We start from the raw sequence: 21,635 nt of genomic DNA on the forward strand, positions 1-21,635 counted from the left end.
GCGCTCCGGACGGGTCCGGGCCGGACGGGCGGAGCGGTGCGGATGTGCCTTGCGCGTCCCCCGGAACCGGTTCGCGCGACGGGTAGGCGCATCCAGGGGCGCGCTTCCCGCCCGATCCGGTGGCACGGGGCGTGCGCCCCCGGCGTACGCACGTATGAATGACGGAGACGGTACGAGACGGAAAGGGACTCATGCGAGCGGCACACCCCACGGTCGCGGAACTGACCGACCTCTACGGACTGGAACCGCTGCCTGAAGAAGGTGGCCTCTTCCGGCGCACCTGGGCTGGCCCCGACCTCCCCGACGGCCATCCGGCGGGCTCGGCCATCGTCGTCCTGCTCACGGCCGACGGGGACCACTTCTCGGCCCTGCACCGTCTGCCCACCGACGAGATCTGGCACTTCTACCTCGGCGACCCCGTCCAGTTGCTCCTCCTCGGCGCCAGCGCGCGCACGGTGGCGCTCGGCCCCGGTGTACTCGACGGCCAGTACGTCCAGTTCACCGTGCCCGCGGGCACCTGGATGGGCGGTGCCGTCGCTGACGGCGGTGACTGGGCCCTCATGGGGTGCACGATGGCACCGGGTTTCCACCCCGATGACTACGAGGGCGGTGACGCCGAGGAGCTGTCCGCGCGCTACCCGGAGGTGCGAAAGCACATCCGGTCACTGTGCCGGGCGAGGAACGCACGATGAACGCGGCACCTGGGGACGCGAGCGGGACAAGCGACATGGGTGACATGCAGCAAGGCGGCGAGGGAGCCGCCGCCCGTGCCGGACTCCCCGATCTCAGCGGACAGACGGTGCTCGTCACCGGCGCCAGCGGGCTGATCGGGCGCGGGATCGCGGAACGGTTCGCCCTTGCCGGGGCCGCTGTGGTCCTGCATTACCACCGGGACCGGGAATCGGCGACCCGCCTCAGCGACGAGCTCAGGGCACGAGGCCACCAGGTCATCACCGAAGGGGCCGACCTCACCGACGAGACGGCCTGCGCGGCCTTGGTCGAGCGGGCGGCCGTGTGGTCCGGGCGACTCACCGCGCTGGTCAACAACGCGGGGGTGCAGCCGGTGCTGGGGCTGGCGTCGATGACGGCCGCGGAATGGCGGCATGTCCTGGACACCAACCTCCTCGGTGCCTTCGCCTGCACCCAGGCCGCCGCACGTGTCATGGGCGCGAAGGGCGGCGGCACGGTCACCCATATCGCCTCCATCGAAGGCAGCCAGCCCGCGCGGCTGCACGCCCACTACTGCGCGTCCAAGGCGGCGTTGATCATGCATGCGCGGGCGGCGGCCCTGGAGTACGGCCACCTCGGCATCCGGGTCAACACCGTCTCGCCCGGACTGATCGACCGCCCAGGGCTCTCGGAGCAGTGGCCCGAAGGTGTTCGCCGTTGGGAGAGGTCCGCCCCGCTGGTCCGGCGAGGCCGCGCGGAAGACATCGGTGACGCGTGTGTCTTCCTCGCTTCGGGCATGGCCCGTTGGGTGAGCGGTCACGACCTGGTGGTGGACGGTGGTGTGTCGGCGGCACCGACGTGGTGAGGCGTGCCGTACGGGCGGAGGTGCGGACCGAAGCCGGAGCGCAGCCGGGCCGCAGCCCGGCCGCAGCAAAACCGAAAGCCCCGGGGCCGAGACTGCTCGGAGACAGCTCATCCGCGGCTGCCCCGACCGCCTTCCGGGTGGGGGCACAGATCTAGGTCCGGGGGCGGTTGACCTCGGCCGTCCACGAGGGCGGCACGGTCGGCGCCCCTCGCGCCACAAGCGGGTGAGCCACCAGCGGAACCACCGATCGACACACCGACAGAACTGTGGGCCGAGCCATGGACAGCACAGACGGCAGCACTGACAGGACCAGCACCGAGGGACAGCGGGGTACGGGCGACGGGAGCGGGGCGAGCGGGAAGCGCACGGAGAAGAGGACCGATGGGCCGGACCGGACCGACAGGGGAGCGGAGGCTGGCCGATTCGACGGGGAAGGGCAGGGAGAGAAGGGCGACAGCGCTGATGGCTCGGCCGAGCCGACAGCCACACCCCTGCCCGCCGAGGCGGCCCGACAGGGATCTGGGCCCGAGGGGCCCTGCCTCGCGTTCTCCTTCCGCGGGCGCGGAGCTGAGGTACTCGACTTCCGGTTCGACCGCGTCCACGGCGTGCGCGGACTGGATCTCTCCGAGAACCAGCTCGACAGCCTGCCACCGTCCGTCGGGGGGTTGAGCGACCTCGCGGAACTGAGGCTGGACGGGAACGAGTTCCGCGCCCTTCCCCAGCCGGTCCTCTCACTGCGCGGCTTGAAGCTGCTCTCGCTGTATCGCAACAAGCTGACCGAGGTACCGGCCGCCGTGGGCTCCCTGACCCACCTGCGCAGCCTCAACCTCGCCGCGAACCGCCTAACCGCGCTACCGGCCGAACTGGGGCGGCTCAGTGCCCTGCACACCCTTGATCTGGGGCACAACGAGCTGCAGGAGATACCGCGGGAGATCGGCGAGCTGGCCGCGCTCGACCGCTATCTCTATCTCAGTGACAACAAGCTGACGGCTCTGCCCGCGGAGCTGTGCGCCCTGCGCGGGCTGCGCTATCTCAACGCCACGGACAACCGGCTGACCACCCTGCCGTCCGGCATCGGTGAGCTGAGTGCCCTTCGCGAGCTACGGCTCTACAACAACCGGCTGGCTGTTCTGCCGCGTTCCTTCGGCCATCTGAACCAGCTGCGCGAGGCACACCTCATGGGCAATGAGCTGACCGACCTACCAGAGACGATCGGAGACCTCACCGACCTGCGTGAGCTGCGCCTGATGGACAACCGGCTGACAGGTTTGCCACATGAGCTGGGGAAGCTCTCCGGCCTCAGGATCCTCGACCTGAGAAACAACGCGGTGGGTGAGCTGCCGTCCGCTCTGGCGGGCCTGACCGGTCTGACCCATCTCGACCTCCGGAACAACCGACTCACCGCATTGCCCGAGTACCTCTCCCGACTGCCCGCTCTGGAGAAGCTCGACCTGCGGTGGAACCAGATCCACCCGCTGCCCGCGTGGATAGCAGGGCTGGAGCGGCGGGGCTGTGCGGTCCTGACCTGAGGCACATCGTTCGCGCCCGCCTGGCCCGTCTCCACGCGCGAGGGCGGTGGGGGAGACCGGTCGCCGAGCGACGGGCCTGCGGCCGTCACCAGGCTGGTCGCGGTCCGTGAGCGGGCCCGTCACGTGCCGTGATGCCGCGTTCTCTGGTTGCTGCGCCGCCGGGGTGGCGGGCCTGTGTCCGTCGTGCGTGAGGCGGGCCTGCGTCTGTCACGCGGTGAGGTGGTCCCCTGTCCGGCGCGGGGCGGCGGGGCGGCGGGGCGTGAAGGGGACGGGTCAGGGGGCGGGAGCGAGGGCGAGCACCTGCCTGATGTGAGGTCCTGCCTTTTTAGACGCGGGGACGGGTGGGGTGTGGGCCGGGGCCGTAGCGGGCTGTCAGCTCCTCAGCCTCCCCGTCTCAGGTACACGCCCCAGGTCAGCAGGTAGGCGGGCGGGTGGACAGGGTGGGCATGTGACCCTTGCGGGACACCCTGGGAGACTGGGAACCATGGCCATTCATCAGAACCTCCTGGGGGGCCCGCCCCCTACCCACCTCCCCGATGACCCCGAGCCGCGCGAGCTGCTGGCCTCAGGGACCGAGCCCGCCGAGGTCGCCGCGAAGTACCCCTCCTCGTCGCTCGCCTGGGCGCGTCTCGCCGACGATGCCTTCGAGCGGGGCAGTGTCGTCGAGTCCTATGCCTACGCCCGTACGGGCTACCACCGTGGGCTCGACGCCCTGCGGCGCAGCGGGTGGAAGGGCCATGGCCCGGTGCCGTGGGAGCACGAGCCGAACCGTGGCTTCCTGCGGGCGCTGCACGCCCTCGCGCGGGCGGCGCGCTCCATCGGGGAGCAGGAGGAGTACGAGCGTTGCTCGACCTTCCTGCGGGACTCCTCGGAGACTGCCGCCAACACCCTCGGCTGAGGGCGCGCCAGCACCCTTGAGCAGGGCTTTCGGGACGGTCGGGCCTCGGGCGGGATCCTCACAAGACGTACTGGAGGGCCCGGTCGGGGCCCGTGCCCCAGGGCGGGCCCCGACCTATGATCTCCGTGGGGACCGGGGCTCCCACACCACCAAGGAAGGGGCGGACCGCTACCTGGACACGTCGAGGAGACAGAGATGTCACATGACGCGACCCCGCATCTCGATTTCGCGGGTACCACCCCCTATGAGGACTACGTCCAGGCGGATGTCCTGACCCATCTCCAGCACCCTCTCTCCGATGACCCGGGGGAGATGGTCTTCCTGGTCACCACCCAGGTGATGGAGCTGTGGTTCACCGTGATCGTCCATGAGTGGGAGACCGCCACCCGTGCCCTGCGGGAGGACCGGGTTCCTGTCGCGCTGGACGCGCTGCGACGGTCCGCCTGGGAGCTGGAGGCGCTCAATGCCTCCTGGAGGCCGCTGGCGCAGCTCACCCCCGCACAGTTCAACTCCTACCGGGCCGCGCTCGGCGAGGGCTCGGGTTTCCAGTCGGCGATGTACCGGAGGATGGAGTTCCTGCTCGGTGAGAAGTCGGCGTCGATGCTGGTGCCGCACCGGGGCGCGCCGAGGGTCCACGCCGAGCTGGAGAAGGCCCTCTACGAGCCGAGTCTGTACGACGAGACACTGAGACTGCTGATGCGGCGCGGGCTGTCCGTGCCGACCGAGGCGGTGGAGCGGGATCTGTCCCAGCGCTATGAACCGAGCGCAGGGGTGGAGGAGGTGTGGGCGGGCGTCTATCGGGACCAGGAGCAGCAATCCGAGCTCGTGCGCCTCGGTGAGGCCCTCACCGATGTCGGCGAGCTGGTCTGGCGCTGGCGCAATGACCATCTCGTCGCGACGCGTCGTGCGATGGGCGCGAAGCTCGGTACGGGAGGTTCGGCCGGGGTGGCCTGGCTGGAGAAGCGTGCCCGGAAGAACGTGTTCCCCGAGCTGTGGACGGCGCGTAGCTATGTCTGAGCCTCTTCGCCTGACCGAGACCGAGACCACTGCTGGGACCACTGCTGGGACCACGACCAGTGCGGGGACCGGGGCTGAGAACCAGGCTGGGCGCCAGGTCGAGTCCGATTCCGCGTTCGCGACCGGGGCTTCGGCCCAGGCCCAGCCCGGGGGCCGAAGCCAGACCCGAGGGGAACGCGAGGCCGAGATGGAGAGGGAGAACGAGACCGTGGGTTCGCCTGTCACCGGACGTCCCGTACCTGGCGACGGCGTGTCGCTCCGGGAGAAGGCGCGTGCCCTGGACGTGGCCGATCCGCTCAGGGAGCGGCGTGGGCTCTTTCAGCTCGATGACACGGTCTACCTGGATGGGAACTCGCTGGGTGCGCTGCCCGCCCATGTGCCCGGCCGGATCGCCGAGGTGGTCTCCCGTGAGTGGGGGGAGCTGCGGATCCGTTCCTGGGAGGAGAGCGGCTGGTGGCAGGCGCCCGAGCGGATCGGCGACCGGATCGCGCCGCTCGTCGGAGCGGCACCGGGGCAGGTGGTGGTGGGCGACTCCACCAGCGTCAATGTCTTCAAGGCCGTCGTGGCCGCCGCTCGGTCGCGGCCGGACCGGCCCGAGATCGTCGTGGACGCCACCACGTTTCCCACCGACGGCTATATCGCCGATTCGGCGGCACGGTTGACGGGGCGGCGGATCGTGCCCGTGGAGCCGGAGAAGCTGGGGGAGGCCCTGGGGCCCCGTACCGCCGTGGCGCTGGTCAACCATGTCGACTTCCGCAGTGGTCGACTTCACGATCTGCCGTCGTTGACCGCCGCCGTCCAGGAGGCGGGCGCGGTCGCGGTGTGGGATCTCTGCCACAGCGCGGGCGCGTTGCCGGTGGGGCTGGACGCGCACGGGGTGGACTTCGCCGTGGGCTGCACCTACAAGTATCTGAACGGAGGACCGGGTTCACCGGCGTTCCTTTACGTCGCGCGGCGGCACCAGGCGGAGTTCGACTCGCCGCTGCCCGGATGGACCTCACACGCCGATCCCTTCGCCATGGCGAGCGGTTATACGGCGGCCGACGGCGCGACCAGGGGCCGGGTCGGGACGCCCGACATCCTCTCCATGCTCTCGCTGGAGGCGGCGCTGGAGGTCTGGGACGGGGTCTCGCTCGACCTCGTCAGGGCCAAGAGCCTGGCTCTGACGGATTTCTTCCTGGAGTGTGTGGAGAGCTACGCCCCGGCCGGGCGGGTGACCGCGCTGACCCCACTTCCGCATGCGGAGCGCGGTAGTCAGGTGGCTCTCCGGTGTGCGGAAGCTCCGTCCGTGATGCGGGAGTTGGTGGCGCGGGGCGTGGTGGGTGATCTGCGTCGGCCGGATGTGCTGCGGTTCGGTTTCACCCCGCTCTACACGGGCTTCGCGGATACGGAACGGGCGGCCGCGACCCTGGCGGAGGTGCTGGTGGAGGTGGCCCCCGGCGATTGATGCTCGTTCTGCCGCCTGCCGCCTGCCGCCTGCCGCCTGCCGCCTGCCGCCTGCCAGTTGCCCGTTCCACCCTGTCGGTGCTCGGTGCTCGGTGCTCGGTGCTCGGTGCTCGGTGCTCGGTGCTCGATGGTCAGTGGGCAGTGGGCAGACGGCCAGGCGGGCGGGCGCTGAGTTGAGGCTGGTCGTGAGGGGGGCGGATGGTGGTCAGGATGGTGGCGGGGATGGGGCCCGGTGTCAGGTGGGGGCGTCGCGGCGGTGGCGGGCTCACCACTCTCGTACGGCGGTTGGGAACAGATCCGCGAGTGGAGGGTGGCTGATAGCGTCCCGGCTGATCAGGACGCGACTCTTCAGGAAGGTTGGCTGCCCCATGACGGACCCCGCCGCCCGTGACACCGCCGAGGCCGAGTCGGCCTTCTCCCATCCGGTGGTGGCCCCGGACGCGTCTCTCGCTTACGGGGACCACCCGGACCAGGTCATCGACTTCTACGCCCCCCGGGACGGCGGGGAGAGCGTGCCGCTGGTGGTCGTGGTGCATGGTGGGGCGTGGCGGGCGCGGTATGACCGGTCCCATATGACGCCGTTCGCCGATTTCCTGACGCGCGGTGGGATCGCGGTGGCGCTGGTGGAGTACCGGCGAGGGCGGACGCTCCCCGGCCAGGGCGGGACGGAGCCGCCGTCGGGGCGCTGGCCCGAGACGTTCGACGACATGGCCGCCGCGATGGACGCGCTGCCCGAACTCGTACGGAAGGCGGTGCCCCAAGCGGATCTGCGCCGTACGGTCCTCACCGGCCACTCCGCTGGCGGTCAACTGGCCCTGTGGGCGGCGGCGCGCCACTGTCTGCCCGCCGGTTCCCCGTGGAAGCTGCCCGCGCCCCCGGCGCTGCGGGGTGTCGTGGCGCTGGCGCCGATCGTCGACTTCCCGCAGGCCGACGAGCTGGATGTATGTGGGGGAGCGGTACGGCAGTTGCTGGGCGATGAAACGTTCATGGAGCGTGTGGCGTGGGCGGACCCGATCGGACTGCTGCCGACGGGGATCGCGACCACGGTGGTGCAGGGCCGTGACGACATCGTGGTTCCGCACACCCTCGCGGAGTCCTTCGTGGACGAGGCGGCGAGGGCGGGCGAGACGGTCGGTCTGACCCTGCTGGAGGAGGTGGGCCACTTCCCGCTGATCGATCCGGCGGCGGACGCGTGCGCGGTGGTGGCGGAGGAGATCGCTCAGCTGGCGTGGTGAGGGTGGTGGAGTGAGGGGACGCGTGGAGTGAGGGGGATGCCCGGGGCGCCATGAGTTCCCGGAGGGGGCGGTGTGCGATGGGGCGCGCCATGCGGCAAGCAACCACACACCACACACCCCCAGCGGGTCGCATGGGAAGGACTGGCTGGACCGGCAGGCAGCCCCCGGCTTATCGCGGACGGAAACTGACCGCGATGGTTCATAGCTTCCTCCCATGACCATTCTCGTAACCGGGGCCACCGGAACCGTCGGCCGTCAGGTCGTCCAGGAACTGCTCAGCCGGGGCCACTCCGTCCGCGCCCTCACCCGTGACCCCGCCAGGGCGGACCTCCCCGCCGAGGCCGAACTGGTCCGGGGCGATCTCACCGATCCCGACGCCTGCGCGGCCGCCTTCCAGGGTGTGACCGGCCTGCATCTGATCACCTTCGAGGGCCCTTACTTCACTCCGCTGGAGACCGGCCCCCGGATCCTGGAGCTGGCCACGGCCGCCGGGGTGCGACGGATCACCGTGCTCCACGGTGGCGGCCCCAGCCCGCTGGAGGACGCGGTGCGGGCCGGGGACGTTCCGTGGACCGTGGTCATTCCGGTGGAGTTCATGGCCAACGCGCTGGAGTGGGCGGAGTCCATCCGTACGGAGGACCAGGTGAGCGAGCCGTTCGTGGACCGCCTCAGTGCGATGGTCCACGAGGCCGACATCGGCGCGGTCGTGGCGGTGGCGCTCACCGAGGGCGGGCACGGTGGTCAGGAGTACGTCCTCACCGGCCCCCAGGCGCTCACGATCCGGGACAAGACGGAGACGATCGCGGCGGCGCGGAACCGCGCGGTCGAGGTGGTCGAGCTGACCCGCGAGGAGGCGCTCGCGCGGTGGCGGGCCGAGGGCCAGCCGGAGGAGGTGATTTCCTTCCTGCTGGAGGTGTACGGGAACACACCGGAGGCCGGGCGCACGGTGGTGGACACGGTGGAGCGGATCACGGGCCGTCCCGCCCGCACCTTCGCCGAGTGGGCGGCCCAGCACGCCGGGGCGTTCCGCGCCTGACACCCCCGGGCGGGTGCCCGTTCCGGCCTGATGTTCGCGCCGGGGCGGCACCGCCGTGGCGCGACCCTGTGCGTCTGCCCGTCTACCTCGCCTGCCTCGTCTGCCCGTCTGCCCGTCTGCCTTTCTACCGATCTACCTGCCTGCCTGTATGCCCGTGTGTCCGGGTTCCGTCCCGGAGGGATCTCCTGCGAGGGGTGCCCGAGGGAGGGCCAGGGGGAGGGTCTGCGGGAGGAGGGAGGGGGGCGGCGTAGTACCTGGGAGGGAGGTGGCAGGATCCATAGCGAGCCGGACGCCTCCGGGCCCCCCGCCACCTAACGTTTTCCGCGTGACCGTGACAGATCAGACCCGCAGCCCCGAGTTCCGCCTCGTCGCGCACGTACTCGACGGCCTCCGCCAGGACCTCGTTCAGGGCGCCTTCACCTATCGCTCGTTCCCTCCGATACGTACGGACGGCCCCCTCGCCCGCAGGTTTCCGCAGCCCCTGCGCCAGACGGTCGTCTGGCTACCGCATCTCGCGGTCCTGGGCGTGGCCTTCGTGGTGTGGTGGCTGGCGGCGACGAACTACTACGGACCGGCGGCGATCGTCAGCGGTGTCACCGGGGTCGTTGTGCTGCTCTCGCTGATCACACCGGTCGGCGCCTTCTGGCTGTCGCTCTGTTACACGCCGTTCCTCTCCTTCGCGACCGGGGAGACCTGGGGCTTCCCCTGGCCTCCGGTATCCCTGGTGGCCCATGTGGCCGTGATGGTCGTGGCGGCGGCGCGTACCCGCCCCCGTACCGGTGCGTGGATGTGGCTGATCACCGCCACCTACAGCGTCTTCGTCTCGCTCTTCCTCGCCCAGGGGGTCGATGGATCGGTCGGAGTGGTCCTCTTCGTCTCCGCGCTGCTGCTGATGCTGGTCGCGCTCTTCCACGTCCGTCGTGAGGCGGAGCAGGAGGTCGCCGCCCAGCAGACCGTCACCGCCTTCGAGCGCGACCGCCGCACCACGCTGGAGGAGCGCACCACCATCGCCCGTGAGCTGCATGATGTCGTCGCGCACCATATGTCGGTGGTCGCGATCCAGGCCGAGGCGGCGCCCTACCGGGTGGAGAACCCGCCGCCGGAGCTGGAGGCGGCCTTCGCCACGATCCGGGAGAACGCCGTCGCCGCCCTCGCCGAGCTGCGCCGCATCCTCGGTGTCGTCCGCGCGGAGGACTACGAGGCTCCCAACGCGCCCCAGCCGGTCCTCGCCGACCTCGACACCCTTCTCACCAATGTCCGCGAGGCGGGCCTGCCCGTCGAGAAGACGGTCACCGGAGCGGTGCGTCCGCTGCCACAGGGGGTCGAACTGTCCGCGTACCGGATCGTCCAGGAGGCCCTGAGCAACGCGCTGCGCCACGCGCCGGGGTCGACGGCGAAGGTCGAGGTCTCGTACGTACTCGGGGGGTTCGGACTACGGATCGTGAACACCGCGCCGCAGCGGCTGGTCAAGCCCTCCCCGGGCGCGGGCCACGGGATCACCGGGATGCGCGAGCGGGTGGCCATGCTGAACGGTGAGATGACGGCGGATGTCACCGAGGACGGTGGGTACGAGGTGGCCGCGTTCGTGCCCGTGCCCCTGGCCGAGCAGGACTCCGGCCCCCGCTCCCGCCCGGCTTCTCCCTCCGGCCCGGCGGCCAGCCCCGGCTCGGTTTCCGGTACTGACTCCGCTTCCCACACCGGCTCGGTTTCCGGTACTGACTCCGCTTCCCGCACCCACCCCGCCACCGGCACGGGCTCTGACCCGGCCCCCGGCTCCGGTACCCCCTCCGGCCCCGACTCCAGCACCCCCTCCGGCACCAAGGAGACCTGATGTCCATCCGCGTCCTGATCGTCGACGACCAGATCATGGTCCGTGAGGGATTCTCGGTACTGCTCAACGCGATGCCGGACATCGAGGTCGTCGGCGAGGCGGTCAACGGCCGTGAGGCCGTCGCCAAGGTCGCCGAGCTGGCCCCGGACGTGGTCCTGATGGACATCCGGATGCCGGAACTGAACGGCATCGAGGCCACCCGCGAGATCGTCGCCACCGACAGCGCCGCCAAGGTCCTCGTCCTGACCACCTTCGACCTGGACGAGTACGTCTACCAGGCGCTGCGGGCGGGGGCCTCCGGCTTCCTCCTCAAGGACGCCTCGGCGCGCCAGCTCGCGGAGGGGGTGCGGGTGGTCGCGGCGGGGGAGGCGCTGCTCGCGCCGACCGTGACACGTCGGCTGATCACGGAGTTCTCGAAGCTCACGGAGGAGCCGAGGGTCTCTCCCCTGACCCAGGTCGCCGATCTCACCGAGCGGGAGACGGAGGTGCTGGTGCTGATCGCGAAGGGGTTCTCGAACGCGGAGATCGCGTCGCATCTCGTCGTCGCCGAGTCCACGATCAAGACCCATGTCAGCCGGGTTCTGGTCAAGCTGGGGCTGCGCGACCGTACGCAGGCGGCGGTCTTCGCCTATGAGGCCCGTCTTGTCACTCCGGCTTAGCCGCCCCGGGCCGGACCGCCGACGGGCGCACGGGCCGCAGCCCTCGCCGGGCGCGGCCCCCACCGCCACCCGGCCACACCGCCCCCACCCCCACCCGGCCACACCGCCCCCACGAACCCGCCCCGCCCTCCAACCCCGCCCCACCCCACACTCCAACCCGCCCCACCAGCACCCCCTCCCCCCTCATCCCCGCAGATCACAGCCTCATCCCGGTTGCCCTGGAGGGCTGGCCAGACGCCACCAGTGAGCGTTAGCGTCCGCATATGAGCGCACTTTTCGAACCATGGTCGCCCACCTTCGTCGCCAACCCCTATCCCGCCTACGCACAGCTCCGTGCGACCGGGCGCGTCCACTGGTTCGAGCCCACCCAGCAGTGGCTGGTCCCGCATCACTCCGATGTCTCCGCCCTGCTGCGCGACCGCCGCCTCGGACGGACGTACCTCCACCGCTTCACCCACGAGGAGTTCGGCCGCACCCCGCCCCCCGCCGGGCACGAGCCGTTCCACACCCTGAACGACCACGGCATGCTCGACCTGGAGGCGCCGGACCACACCCGGATCCGCCGGCTGGTGACGAAGGCGTTCACTCCCCGTACCGTCGCCGCCCTGGAACCCACCGTCCGCCGACTCGCCGACGACCTGGTGGCCACGTTGAAGCGGAACGGCGGCGGCGACCTCCTCGCCGAGGTCGCCGAACCCCTCCCGGTCGCCGTCATCGCCGAGATGCTGGGCATCCCCGCCGCCGACCGCCATCTGCTGCGGCCCTGGTCGGCGGCGATCTGCGGGATGTACGAGCTGAACCCGTCCGAGGACACGGCGAAGAAGGCGGTCACGGCCTCACGGGAGTTCTCCGCCTACCTCCGCGAGCTGATCGCCGAGCGCCGCGCCAACCCCGGCGACGATCTGGTCTCCGCGCTGATCGCGGCCCATGACGAGGGCGACCGCCTCAGTGAGCAGGAGATGATCTCCACCTGTGTCCTGCTGCTGAACGCGGGCCACGAGGCCACCGTCAACACCACCGCCAACGGCTGGTGGACGCTGCTGCGCCAGCCGGACCAGCTCGCCCGGCTCCGCGCCGACCACTCCCTGCTCCCGACCGCGATCGAGGAGCTGATGCGCTATGACACCTCGCTCCAGATGTTCGAGCGCTGGGTGCTGGACGACATCGAGATCGGTGGCACCACCATTCCCCGGGGCTCCGAACTCGCCCTTCTCTTCGGCTCCGCCAACCGCGACCCGGCCCGCTTCGCCGACCCCGACACCCTCGACCTGGCCCGCGAGGACAACCCCCACATCTCCTTCGGCGCCGGTATCCACTACTGCCTCGGCGCGCCGCTGGCCCGTATCGAGCTGACCGCCTCCTTCACCGCCCTTCTGCGCGAGGCCCCGGCCCTCCGTCTCGCGGCCGAGCCGGAGTGGCAGCCGGGCTATGTGATCCGGGGCGTCCGGTCGCTCCCGGTGGAACTGTGACGGCCCCCTGAGAACGAGGCGACAACGAGACGACAACGAGGCGCGACGAAGAGCGCAGAGCGCCCAGAGGCTATGAAAGCGCCCTCCCTACCGGCCGGAGCCGAGGGGAGGGCGCTTCACGTCCGTACGCCCGCTCCTCCCCGTACGGAGGCGAGCGCACGCAACACGCGGCCTCCCCGTCCTCAACCGCCGTCGCGCACCAGCCCCACCCCGCCCGCCGCCGAACCCGCCTCCCGACGGGCCTCCGGACACGTCCGCGGATACGTCTGCGGACACGTCTCCAGGGACGTCTCCAGGCACGTCTCCAGATACGCGATGCTCTCCTCCGTACCGAGGGCCGCGCTCTCCATCGCGGCGAACCGCCGGGTGAACCGGTCCACGTCCCGGGGCTTGTCGGAGGTGGAGACGGAACCCCAGGCACTGTCGGCCTGCACCCGGGAGGGCAGTTCGCCGAGGTCGAGGATGGTGAAGTCGTGCGGCGCGCGATAGCCGTGGTGGGTGAAGGGGAGGATCCGTACGGAGACGATGTCCCGTCGCGCGAACCTGAGAACCTCCTCGTACTGACCGCGCATCACCTCCGCGGCACCGACGGGCACCCGCAGGGCGGCCTCGCCCAGGACCAGCCGCAGCCGGGCGGGCGCGTCACCGTCGAGGACCCGCCGCTTGCGCTCCATCCGCAGTTCCACATGGCGGTCGACGAACTCCGAGGTCGTGTCGTCGACAGGACGCTGGGCCTCCAGCAGGGCCCGCGCGTACGCCTCCGTCTGGAGGAGGCCGTAGACGACGGTGGGGTGGTACGCGGTGATCCCGGCCGCCTCCGCCTCCAGGCCCACATAGGTGGGCATCCCGGTCGGCATAAAGCTGCGGTACGGCGCGAGCCACTCCTCGCTCGGGCCCTCCCGGTTCAGCGCGATGAGCCGGTCGACCAGGGCCTCGTCCGTCACCCCGTACCGCTTGAGCAGCGTCCGCAGATTGCCGATGTTGCGGCGGAAGTTGAGCTCGCCGAGCTCGATACGGGCGAGGGTGGGTTCGGAGAGATCCTTCAGTCCCCGGACCGCCTCCTTGCGGGTCATGCCCCGGAGTCTGCTCTCCTCGGTCGGCTCGCAGTTCTCCCGCAGCCGCCTGAGCTGGATGCCTAACGCAAGACGTCGCCCTGTCGCACCGCGTTTCGTTCCCACGTGTGCACCTTCCCGTTCCACCGTGCGGCTTCCTGTTCCACCCTGCGCCTTGCTCGCGAGCCCCGTGCGCAACGCGGGGCCAGCGGAGCCCGAGGCCGCCACCCGGATCGGAACGCAAGGTTCCAGGCCGGGCGCCGAAGGCTCCGCGCAAGCTCGCGCACGGTCCGCTCCGATAAGTCGCTGAAAATTCCCGGGTGTTCCGTTGAAGGGCGGACCCCTCCTGGCCGATCACGGTAGTTGAGGGCGGTCGCGCCGGACGCGGAGTTCCCCTATCAGGGGGCTCGCGCACATGAGCCGCGCGCCGTCGGGACGTGTGACCCGGGCCCGCGCGATCCCCGGAAGGATGTGCGGACCATCGCCTGAACGGGTGGGTTCGCGCGGGTGTGCCTTCCGGGAGAAGGGCTGCGCCCGTACGCGTACGACTCTGGGAATCGGCGGGCTGGGACGACGGATGGGCTCGACAGCTTTGCCGACGGTTTCGTCGGTCTGGTCGAGGGCCCTGGCTACTCGCAGTTCATCTGTTACTTCGACGCGGAGAGCCTGACCGAAGCCATCACGCAGGCGCTCGCCAGGGTCGGGGAGATTCCGGGGGTTCTTATCCGGAGCGTCGAGCCGGACCCCTTCTCCTTCGAACACAACGGTACGGCTTCCCAGGCGGTCGTCCCTGTCTCCGCCCACCACTCCACATCGGAAACTGATCTCTCCACGAGCTGAGTGATGGCACTGCTCAGCGCCCCCGTCCTTCCCGGACCGGGGCGCTTCGTATCGCACACCGCCCTGCCCCACTCCCTCGCGCCGCCCCTGCCCCACTCCCTCGCGCCGCCCCTGCCCTCCCCCTCACGCCGCCCCTGCCCTCCCCCTCACGCCGGATCCCAGCTCCCCCTCACACCCGCAGGTCCCGCCGCCTCAGGCCGAGCATCCCGGCCCCCGCCAGGACCATCGACAGCGCCGTCAGCACCACCAGCGGGGTCCATTCCACAGCCGCGCCGGGGATCTTGGGCAGATGGCCGAAGGGGGAGAGTTGCAGGGCCCAGGACGGGAGGTCCAGGGCCGGGCCGATCCAGCCGAGGGCGAGGGTGAGCAGCGCCAGGGGCCAGGCCGCCAGGGCGAACCGGGGCAGCACTCCGTACAGCAGCACGGTCACGGCGCCCAGGGTCCAGACGGCGGGGAGCTGTGTCAGCGGCGCGGCCAGTACGGACGCGTCCCCGTGTCCCAGGGCCAGTCCGGCGCCGGCCGCCAGCAGGATCAGGGCCGCGCCGCCGAAGGCGATGACCAGATGGCCGGTGGCCCAGCGCGGGCGGCTGACCGCGTGGGCGAGGACCGGTTCGGCCCGCCGGCCGGTCTCCTCGGTGTGGAGCCGGAGGACGGAGGAGACCACGTACACGGCCGCGACCAGGCCGAGGATGCCGGACATCGCGGCGAGGAAGGCGTCGGTGATGCCCGCCCGGCCGCCCATCCGCTCGAAGATCTGGCGGACGTTCTCGCTGTCGCGGACGAGGTCGGCCGCGCCGTCGGCCAGCTGGCCGAAGGCGAGCCCGGTGACCAGGAAGGCCACTGACCAGCCGATGAGTGAGCCCCGCTGGAGCCGCCAGGCCAGGCCGCCGGCGGTGGCGATCCGTCCGGTGGCGGGTCCCGGCCGGGTGGGCAGAAAGCTCATCCCCAGGTCGCGACGGCCGGTGAGGGCGTGGGCGAGGGCGCAGAGCAGGACGGCGACGGTGGCGATGAGGGCCAGCACCCACCAGCGCTCGCCGGTGTAAGGGCGGACCTGGGCGGTCCAGCCCAGCGGGGAGAGCCAGCTCAGGAGGGAGGACCCGGCAGCGGCGTCGGCGCTTCCCGCGTCCCCGGCCGCCCGCAGCCCGTAGGCCGCGCCGAGCACCGCCGCCGTCAGGCCCCGCGCCAGCCGGGCGCTCTCGGTGAGCTGGGCCATCAGCGCGGCGACGCCCGCGAAGAGCGTGCCGGTGGCTCCGACCGCGAGGCCGAGCGCGAGCGCGCCGGTCACGGAGCCGGTCGGTCCGGCGAGTCCGGCCGTGATGATCAGTGCGAGGGCGGTGTTGGCGGTGAGCGCCGTGAGCAGCGCGGCGGCGAGCGGCGCCCGGCGCCCGACTCGTGCGGCGGAGAGCAGTTCCTGGCGTCCGCTCTCCTCTTCCTCACGGGTGTGGCGGATGACGAGCAGCAGGCTCATCGCGGCCGCGCCGAGTGCGAGGAAGCCGATGAACCGCCAGGTCACCAGCGCGCCCAGGGAGTCGCCGAAGACCGGCCCGATCATCGCCCGCAGGGAACTGTTGGCCGCCACGGACCGCACCAGGTCGGCCCGTGCGGCGGGGCCGTCGTAGAGGGAGTCGACCGTACCGGCGCCGCTGACGGCGGTCAGCCCCAGCAGCAGCACCCACGCGGGCGCCATGATCCGGTCCCGCCGCAGGGCGAGCCGGAGCAGGGTTCCGGTACCGGCGAAGAGCGCCCCCGTAACGGCGGGGGGCGGGGTGACGGCGGCCGGGCGGCTCATCGGGAGACCGCCTCCGCCGTGTAGTGGCGCAGGAAGAGTTCCTCCAGGGTGGGCGGGGTGCTGGTCAGCGAGCGCACCCCGGCCGCCGTGAGGGCCCGCAGCACCCCGTCGAGCCGGTCGGTCTCGACCTGGAGGCGGACCCGGCTGCCCTGGATGTCGAGGTCATGCACGCCGGGGAGGTCCGCGAGGCCGATCGGCACTCCCGCGAGGTCGGCGCGGACGCTGGTACGGGTGAGATGGCGCAGCTCGGCGAGGGAGCCCGACTCCACGGTCCGGCCCGCGCGGATGATGCTGACCCGGTCGCAGAGGGTCTCCACCTCGCTGAGCAGATGGGAGGAGAGCAGCACGGTCCGGCCCTGGTCGCGCTCCTCGGCGACACAGCTCTGGAAGACCTCCTCCATCAGGGGGTCGAGCCCGGAGGTCGGTTCGTCGAGGATCAGCAGTTCGGCGTCGGAGGCGAGGGCGGCGACGAGGGCGACCTTCTGACGGTTGCCCTTGGAGTAGGTGCGGCCCTTCTTGGTGGGGTCCAGCTCGAACCGTTCGATCAGCGCGGTGCGGCGGGCGCGGTCGAGCCCGCCGCCGTTGAGCCGTCCGAAGAGGTCGATGACCTCACCGCCGGAGAGGTCGCGCCAGAGCGTGACATCACCGGGTACGTAGGCGATACGGCGGTGCAACTCCACGGCGTCCCGCCAGGGGTCCCCGCCCAGCAGCCTGACCTCGCCGGAGTCGGCGCGCAGCAGTCCGAGCAGAACGCGGATGGTGGTGGACTTCCCGGCTCCGTTGGGCCCGAGGAAGCCATGGACCTCACCGGTCTCGACGCTGAGGTCGAGACCGTCCAGGGCGTGGGTGCGCCCGAACGACTTGCGCAGTGCGGAGACGGTGATTGCCTTCGTCATGTTCTGAACGTACGCTAACTTCAGAAAGTTGTGAAGATAGGGAACGGTTAACGTTGGCGGTGGTTCCGAGATCGGCGGGGCGGTACGGGGGTGGGCGTGGGCGGCGTCGGTTGGTCTCGGGTGATATCGATCGGTTTCAGCCGCGTTCCGCCGATGGGCTCCGGCGATCGGTACGCGTATACGCAGGCGGCATGAGGTACGCGGCATGAGGTACGCGGCATGTGGTGTTCGGTGTGGGAAAGGAAACGGGCGCATGGACGAGCGGGCGGCCTTCGTGGAGCGGTTCGCCGGGCAGCTGGGCGAGGCGGGGATGGCGCGGATGCCCGCCCGGATCTTCTCGGCGCTGCTGGCCTCCGACTCCGGGGCGATGACCTCGGCGGAGCTGAGCGAGTCGCTGACGGTCAGCCCGGCGGCGGTCTCCAGCGGCGTCCGCTATCTCGCCCATGTCGGGATGGTCTCCCGGGAACGGGAGCCGGGGTCGCGGCGGGAGCTGTACCGGGTCCACAGCGATCAGTGGTACGAGGCGCTGGGCAGCCGCGAACAGATCATGAAGCGCTGGGTGGACGCGCTGCGGGACGGGGTGACCAGTCTGGGCCCGGACTCCTCCGGAGGGCGGCGGCTGGCGGAGACGCTGGAGTTCTTCGAGTTCATGCAGCGTGAGCTGCCGACGCTGCTGGAGCGCTGGCGCGAGCACCGCGAGCGGACCTTCGGCCGCTGAGGCGTGTCCGCGAGGTCCCGCCCTGGGCCGCGACGGCCGGCACGCTCCCCCTGGGCCCTGCGGCCCGGGTGGTGCCCCCACCCCTGGGCCCTGCGGCCCGGGTGGGGGTACCCCCGGGCGGAGCCTGGGGGAGTGCCCCACCCCTGCCCCCGGCGGCCCGGGGGAGTACCCCCAGCGTTGTCGGGCTTTCCCGCGTACGTCCGGTACGAGGGAAACCGCCCCCTGGCTTCGCCGGGGGCACCCCCACCGCCTTGCGATGTCCCCCTGAGCCTTCGGCCCGGGGGCACTCCCAGCACCGGACGCCGCAGCCCCCTCCCCTGGACTTCGTCCGGGGGAGGACGGCGCCGCCGCCCCCCGCTCACAGCGCCGACGGCAGTGTCAGCCCCCACGCCCCCGCCCGCAGCGTCCAGGTCCGCGTCCGCACCGGGCCCGTGACCTGGGTGTCCGCCCGGTAGCGGAAGTCGGGCCCCGACACCGTCACCGTGTGCGCCTTCGCCGTCAGCGGCTCCCGTCCGTCGCCGTGGCTGATCACGACCTCCGCCCGGCCGCCCATCGCCCGGACGCTCACCCCGGCCACCTCCTGGTCCAGGTCGGAGAGGATCACCCCGTCCGCCTCGACCCGGAGCCGGTGGCGCCGCGCGGGGGGCGGCGGGACCGGGCCGAGCAGTCCGCGCAGCAGGGAGCGCCAGCCGCCCCAGACGGCGGCGGGGTAGAGCGGGGACGGCTCGACGGGGATCGCCAGATCGTTGATGACCACGCCGTCGCTCTCGTCGACCAGCAGGTCCAGCCGCCGTACCGCGCCGTCGAGCACCGCCCGCGCCGCCGCGACCGCGCCCCGGGGCACGCCCAGGGAGTGTGCCAGTTCCACGCCTGACCCGACGGGCACCAGCGCCAGCACCCCGTCCCCCAGCCAGCGGTCCCGGTGGAGCAGGGAGACCGCTCGCAGGAGTGCGCGGTCGTCACCGATCACCACGGGGCGCCGCGCCCCTCTGCGGGCGAGGGCGCGGGCGAAGTCCTCCGGCCCCTCCGGCAGGCAGATTTTCGCCTCCGAGCCGCCACACAGCACATCTTTCGCGATCCGAACGGACTCGCCGTCATTTCGGCGGGCGACCGGGTCGATGACCACAAGTAGCTGGTCGTGAGCCGACACCTCGGTCCTTCCTCGGGTAGCATCTTTGTGCAAGAGCCCCTTGCGCTATTGCGCCAGGGGCTTCGTCTATTCCGGGGCAACCGGTCCAGTGGACTCAGGCACGGCTCACCACCCCCTGACCTTGGACATGCCCCGCCCGGAAGGGGTGTACGCCTGTGCCCGCACTTGTGCTGCTCGGTGCTCAGTGGGGTGACGAGGGCAAGGGAAAGGCCACCGATCTCCTTGGTGGCTCCGTGGATTATGTGGTGCGTTACCAGGGCGGCAACAACGCCGGCCACACCGTCGTCGTCGGCGACCAGAAGTACGCACTGCACCTGCTTCCCTCGGGGATCCTCTCACCGGGGTGCACCCCCGTGATCGGTAATGGTGTCGTGGTCGACCCGGCCGTCCTGCTCTCCGAGCTGAGTGGGCTCAATGACCGTGGCGTGGACACTTCCAAGCTGCTGATCAGCGGAAACGCCCATCTCATCACGCCGTACAACGTCACGCTCGACAAGGTGACGGAACGGTTCCTCGGAACGCGGAAGATCGGCACCACGGGCCGGGGTATCGGCCCGACCTACGCCGACAAGATCAACCGCGTGGGCATCCGGGTCCAGGACCTCTACGACGAGTCGATCCTCCAGCAGAAGGTCGAGGCGGCGCTGGAGTCCAAGAACCAGCTCCTCGCCAAGGTCTTCAACCGCCGCGCCATCGAGGCCGGCCGGATCGTGGACGAGATGCTCCAGTACGCGGAGCAGATCAGGCCCTACGTCGCCGACACCACCCTGATCCTCAACGACGCCATCGACGAGGGCAAGGTCGTCCTCTTCGAGGGCGGCCAGGGCACGCTCCTGGACGTGGACCACGGCACGTATCCCTTCGTCACCTCCTCCAACCCGACGGCGGGCGGCGCCTGCACCGGCGCGGGTGTGGGGCCGACGAAGATCAGCCGGGTCATCGGCATCCTCAAGGCGTACACGACCCGGGTCGGCGCCGGTCCCTTCCCGACCGAGCTCTTCGACGCCGACGGCGAGGCGCTGCGCACCATCGGCGGCGAGCGCGGTGTCACCACCGGCCGTGACCGCCGCTGTGGCTGGTTCGACGCGGTCATCGCCCGGTACGCGACGAGGGTCAACGGTCTGACGGACTTCTTCCTGACCAAGCTCGACGTCCTCACCGGCTGGGAGCAGATCCCGGTCTGTGTCGCGTACGAGATCGACGGCAAGCGCGTCGAGGAGCTGCCGTACTCGCAGACCGACTTCCACCACGCCAAGCCGGTCTACGAGATGCTGCCGGGCTGGTCCGAGGACATCACCTCCGCGAAGTCCTTCTCCGACCTGCCGAAGAACGCGCAGAACTACGTCAAGGCGCTGGAGGAGATGTCGGGTGCCCCGATCTCCGCGATCGGTGTCGGCCCCGGCCGTACCGAGACGATCGAGATCAACCCGTTCCTCTGAACCGGTCGCTCTGTACCTGTCGCTCTGAGCCGGTTCCGCCGGAACCCCTGTCGGCGGTTCCGGCGGAGCTCTGATCGGAGCTCCATCAACCCCATAAGCCCCATACGGGACTCGGGGCGGCCTTGATCGGAACCCCGATCCGGCCCATACGGAACGCCGGGTGCGAACCCCGGCGTCCGGCCCAGGCGGGTTTCCGGCCACCCCGCCACCCTGTCGCGGGGAACAGGCGTACGTGAGGGATTCCGCGCCCGCCACCTATCCGGGTGGCGGGCGCGCCGTCGTTCCCGGCCCTTCCCGCGCTCACCCCGCCCAGGACGGGCACTCCAGTTCGGTCTGATATTCCGGGATATTGGCTAGTATTCGCGGGCGACTTCATGACTACCTTCCGTAGTGCATGGCTACGTATAGCGACCGACGCCGACCGCAACGGGGGCGGCGAGTGACGCTAAGGAGAGAAGTCATGACCACGCGTACACGAAGGATCCTCGGTGCGGGAGCGACGGTCGCGGCGGGTGCCGCGCTCACCCTCGGGGCCCTGGCCCCGGCCTCGGCCAGTGGCGGGGAGGCCGCCGCCCAGCGGTCCGTCACCGTCACCCAGGTCACCCTGCGCCTGGCCGGCGACCCGGGTCAGGTCGCCGACGTACGGGGCGCCTCCGACCAGAACGGCGCCCAGGTGATCCAGTGGCGCTACACCAACGCCGCCAACCAGCGCTGGGAACCGACCGCGACCAGTGGCGGCTACTTCCGCTTCGAGTCCGTCAACAGCGGTAAGTGCCTCAACGTCAAGGGCGGGGGCGACGAGAACGGCGCCGAGATCATCCAGTGGCCCTGTGGCAGCGGCACCAATGAGCAGTTCCGCTTCTCCCGCAAGGCCCATGGCTACCAGCTCGTGGCCCGTTCCAGCGGCAAGTGCGTGAACGTCGAGGGCGGGGTGGGCCAGGGGCGCCAGCTCATCCAGTACACCTGTTCCGCCTCGGGCGCCGACAACGACGTCTGGCTTCCGGTCTGGGAGACCGCCAGCCGCTGACGGCGCGGCGACCGCCGCGACTTCGGTGATCGGGTGATGACGGGTGGCCGTCGGGGGTACGACCCCGGCG

18 protein-coding genes are annotated in these 21,635 nt (G+C 71.0%); 14 read left to right on the forward strand and 4 right to left on the reverse strand.

Annotated features, from left to right (window positions below):
• The first annotated feature begins 191 nt into the window (after positions 1 to 191).
• From ACFVIM_RS06620 to ACFVIM_RS06670, 11 genes are all read left to right on the forward strand, one after another.
• The gene (locus ACFVIM_RS06620; RefSeq protein ID WP_384299346.1) at positions 192 to 692 is read left to right on the forward strand and encodes a cupin domain-containing protein; all 501 of its coding nucleotides are present in this window, start codon (positions 192 to 194) and stop codon (positions 690 to 692) included.
• Between the two features lie 44 nt (positions 693 to 736).
• Positions 737 to 1,534: an SDR family NAD(P)-dependent oxidoreductase gene (locus tag ACFVIM_RS06625; RefSeq protein ID WP_384299385.1), complete on the forward strand. Its 798-nt coding sequence runs from the start codon at positions 737 to 739 to the stop codon at positions 1,532 to 1,534.
• 605 nt (positions 1,535 to 2,139) lie between these two features.
• Positions 2,140 to 3,063: a leucine-rich repeat domain-containing protein gene (locus tag ACFVIM_RS06630; RefSeq protein WP_384299348.1), complete on the forward strand. Its 924-nt coding sequence runs from the start codon at positions 2,140 to 2,142 to the stop codon at positions 3,061 to 3,063.
• A 484-nt stretch (positions 3,064 to 3,547) separates the two neighbouring features.
• Positions 3,548 to 3,961 (forward strand): DUF3151 domain-containing protein, encoded by a 414-nt coding sequence (locus ACFVIM_RS06635; RefSeq protein ID WP_384299351.1) that lies wholly within the window; start codon positions 3,548 to 3,550, stop codon positions 3,959 to 3,961.
• A gap of 195 nt (positions 3,962 to 4,156) precedes the next feature.
• Entirely contained in the window at positions 4,157 to 4,978 is an 822-nt protein-coding gene (locus ACFVIM_RS06640; protein WP_384299353.1) for a tryptophan 2,3-dioxygenase family protein, read from the forward strand.
• Positions 4,979 to 5,186: 208 nt separating this feature from the next.
• Positions 5,187 to 6,425, forward strand: a complete 1,239-nt coding sequence (gene kynU, locus ACFVIM_RS06645) for a kynureninase (RefSeq protein WP_384299355.1) — start codon at positions 5,187 to 5,189, stop codon at positions 6,423 to 6,425.
• Between the two features lie 367 nt (positions 6,426 to 6,792).
• Positions 6,793 to 7,659, forward strand: coding sequence for an alpha/beta hydrolase (locus ACFVIM_RS06650; RefSeq protein WP_384299358.1), 867 nt, complete (start codon positions 6,793 to 6,795; stop codon positions 7,657 to 7,659).
• Between the two features lie 214 nt (positions 7,660 to 7,873).
• A complete protein-coding gene (locus ACFVIM_RS06655; protein ID WP_384299360.1) occupies positions 7,874 to 8,695 on the forward strand; it encodes an NAD(P)H-binding protein in 822 nt (273 codons plus the stop codon).
• A 331-nt stretch (positions 8,696 to 9,026) separates the two neighbouring features.
• Positions 9,027 to 10,526, forward strand: coding sequence for a histidine kinase (locus ACFVIM_RS06660; RefSeq protein ID WP_384299387.1), 1,500 nt, complete (start codon positions 9,027 to 9,029; stop codon positions 10,524 to 10,526).
• Positions 10,526 to 11,185, forward strand: coding sequence for a response regulator (locus ACFVIM_RS06665; protein WP_384299362.1), 660 nt, complete (start codon positions 10,526 to 10,528; stop codon positions 11,183 to 11,185). Before ACFVIM_RS06660 ends, ACFVIM_RS06665 begins: the two co-directional genes overlap by 1 nt.
• Before the next feature lie 263 nt (positions 11,186 to 11,448).
• On the forward strand, positions 11,449 to 12,654 hold the full coding sequence (locus ACFVIM_RS06670) for a cytochrome P450 (protein WP_384299365.1): 1,206 nt from the start codon (positions 11,449 to 11,451) through the stop codon (positions 12,652 to 12,654).
• A gap of 182 nt (positions 12,655 to 12,836) precedes the next feature.
• On the opposite strand, the gene ACFVIM_RS06675 is transcribed toward ACFVIM_RS06670, so the two are convergent.
• The 3 genes from ACFVIM_RS06675 to ACFVIM_RS06685 all read right to left on the reverse strand — a co-directional run bounded on the left by ACFVIM_RS06675 (position 12,837) and on the right by ACFVIM_RS06685 (position 17,231).
• Complete coding sequence (locus ACFVIM_RS06675; RefSeq protein WP_384299367.1) at positions 12,837 to 13,727, reverse strand: DUF5753 domain-containing protein; 891 nt, start codon at positions 13,725 to 13,727, stop codon at positions 12,837 to 12,839.
• A gap of 988 nt (positions 13,728 to 14,715) precedes the next feature.
• The gene (locus ACFVIM_RS06680; RefSeq protein WP_384299370.1) at positions 14,716 to 16,335 is read right to left on the reverse strand and encodes an ABC transporter permease; all 1,620 of its coding nucleotides are present in this window, start codon (positions 16,333 to 16,335) and stop codon (positions 14,716 to 14,718) included.
• Positions 16,332 to 17,231, reverse strand: coding sequence for an ATP-binding cassette domain-containing protein (locus ACFVIM_RS06685; protein WP_384299372.1), 900 nt, complete (start codon positions 17,229 to 17,231; stop codon positions 16,332 to 16,334). Before ACFVIM_RS06685 ends, ACFVIM_RS06680 begins: the two co-directional genes overlap by 4 nt.
• A 253-nt stretch (positions 17,232 to 17,484) precedes the next feature.
• On the opposite strand from ACFVIM_RS06685, the gene ACFVIM_RS06690 reads away from it, so the two are divergent.
• Entirely contained in the window at positions 17,485 to 17,949 is a 465-nt protein-coding gene (locus ACFVIM_RS06690) for a GbsR/MarR family transcriptional regulator (RefSeq protein ID WP_384299375.1), read from the forward strand.
• 358 nt (positions 17,950 to 18,307) lie between these two features.
• Here the strand turns inward: ACFVIM_RS06690 and ACFVIM_RS06695 are convergent, their stop codons facing one another.
• Positions 18,308 to 19,099, reverse strand: a complete 792-nt coding sequence (locus ACFVIM_RS06695) for a diacylglycerol kinase (protein ID WP_384299377.1) — start codon at positions 19,097 to 19,099, stop codon at positions 18,308 to 18,310.
• 155 nt (positions 19,100 to 19,254) lie between these two features.
• Between ACFVIM_RS06695 and ACFVIM_RS06700 the strand changes: the two genes are divergently transcribed.
• Together ACFVIM_RS06700 and ACFVIM_RS06705 are read left to right on the forward strand one after the other, a co-directional pair.
• Positions 19,255 to 20,538 (forward strand): adenylosuccinate synthase, encoded by a 1,284-nt coding sequence (locus ACFVIM_RS06700; RefSeq protein WP_384299380.1) that lies wholly within the window; start codon positions 19,255 to 19,257, stop codon positions 20,536 to 20,538.
• A gap of 460 nt (positions 20,539 to 20,998) precedes the next feature.
• A complete protein-coding gene (locus tag ACFVIM_RS06705; RefSeq protein WP_384299382.1) occupies positions 20,999 to 21,565 on the forward strand; it encodes an RICIN domain-containing protein in 567 nt (188 codons plus the stop codon).
• Positions 21,566 to 21,635: the final 70 nt, after the last annotated feature.

The organism is Streptomyces sp. NPDC057638, from assembly GCF_042800315.1.
Taxonomy (GTDB): Bacteria; Actinomycetota; Actinomycetes; order Streptomycetales; family Streptomycetaceae; genus Streptomyces.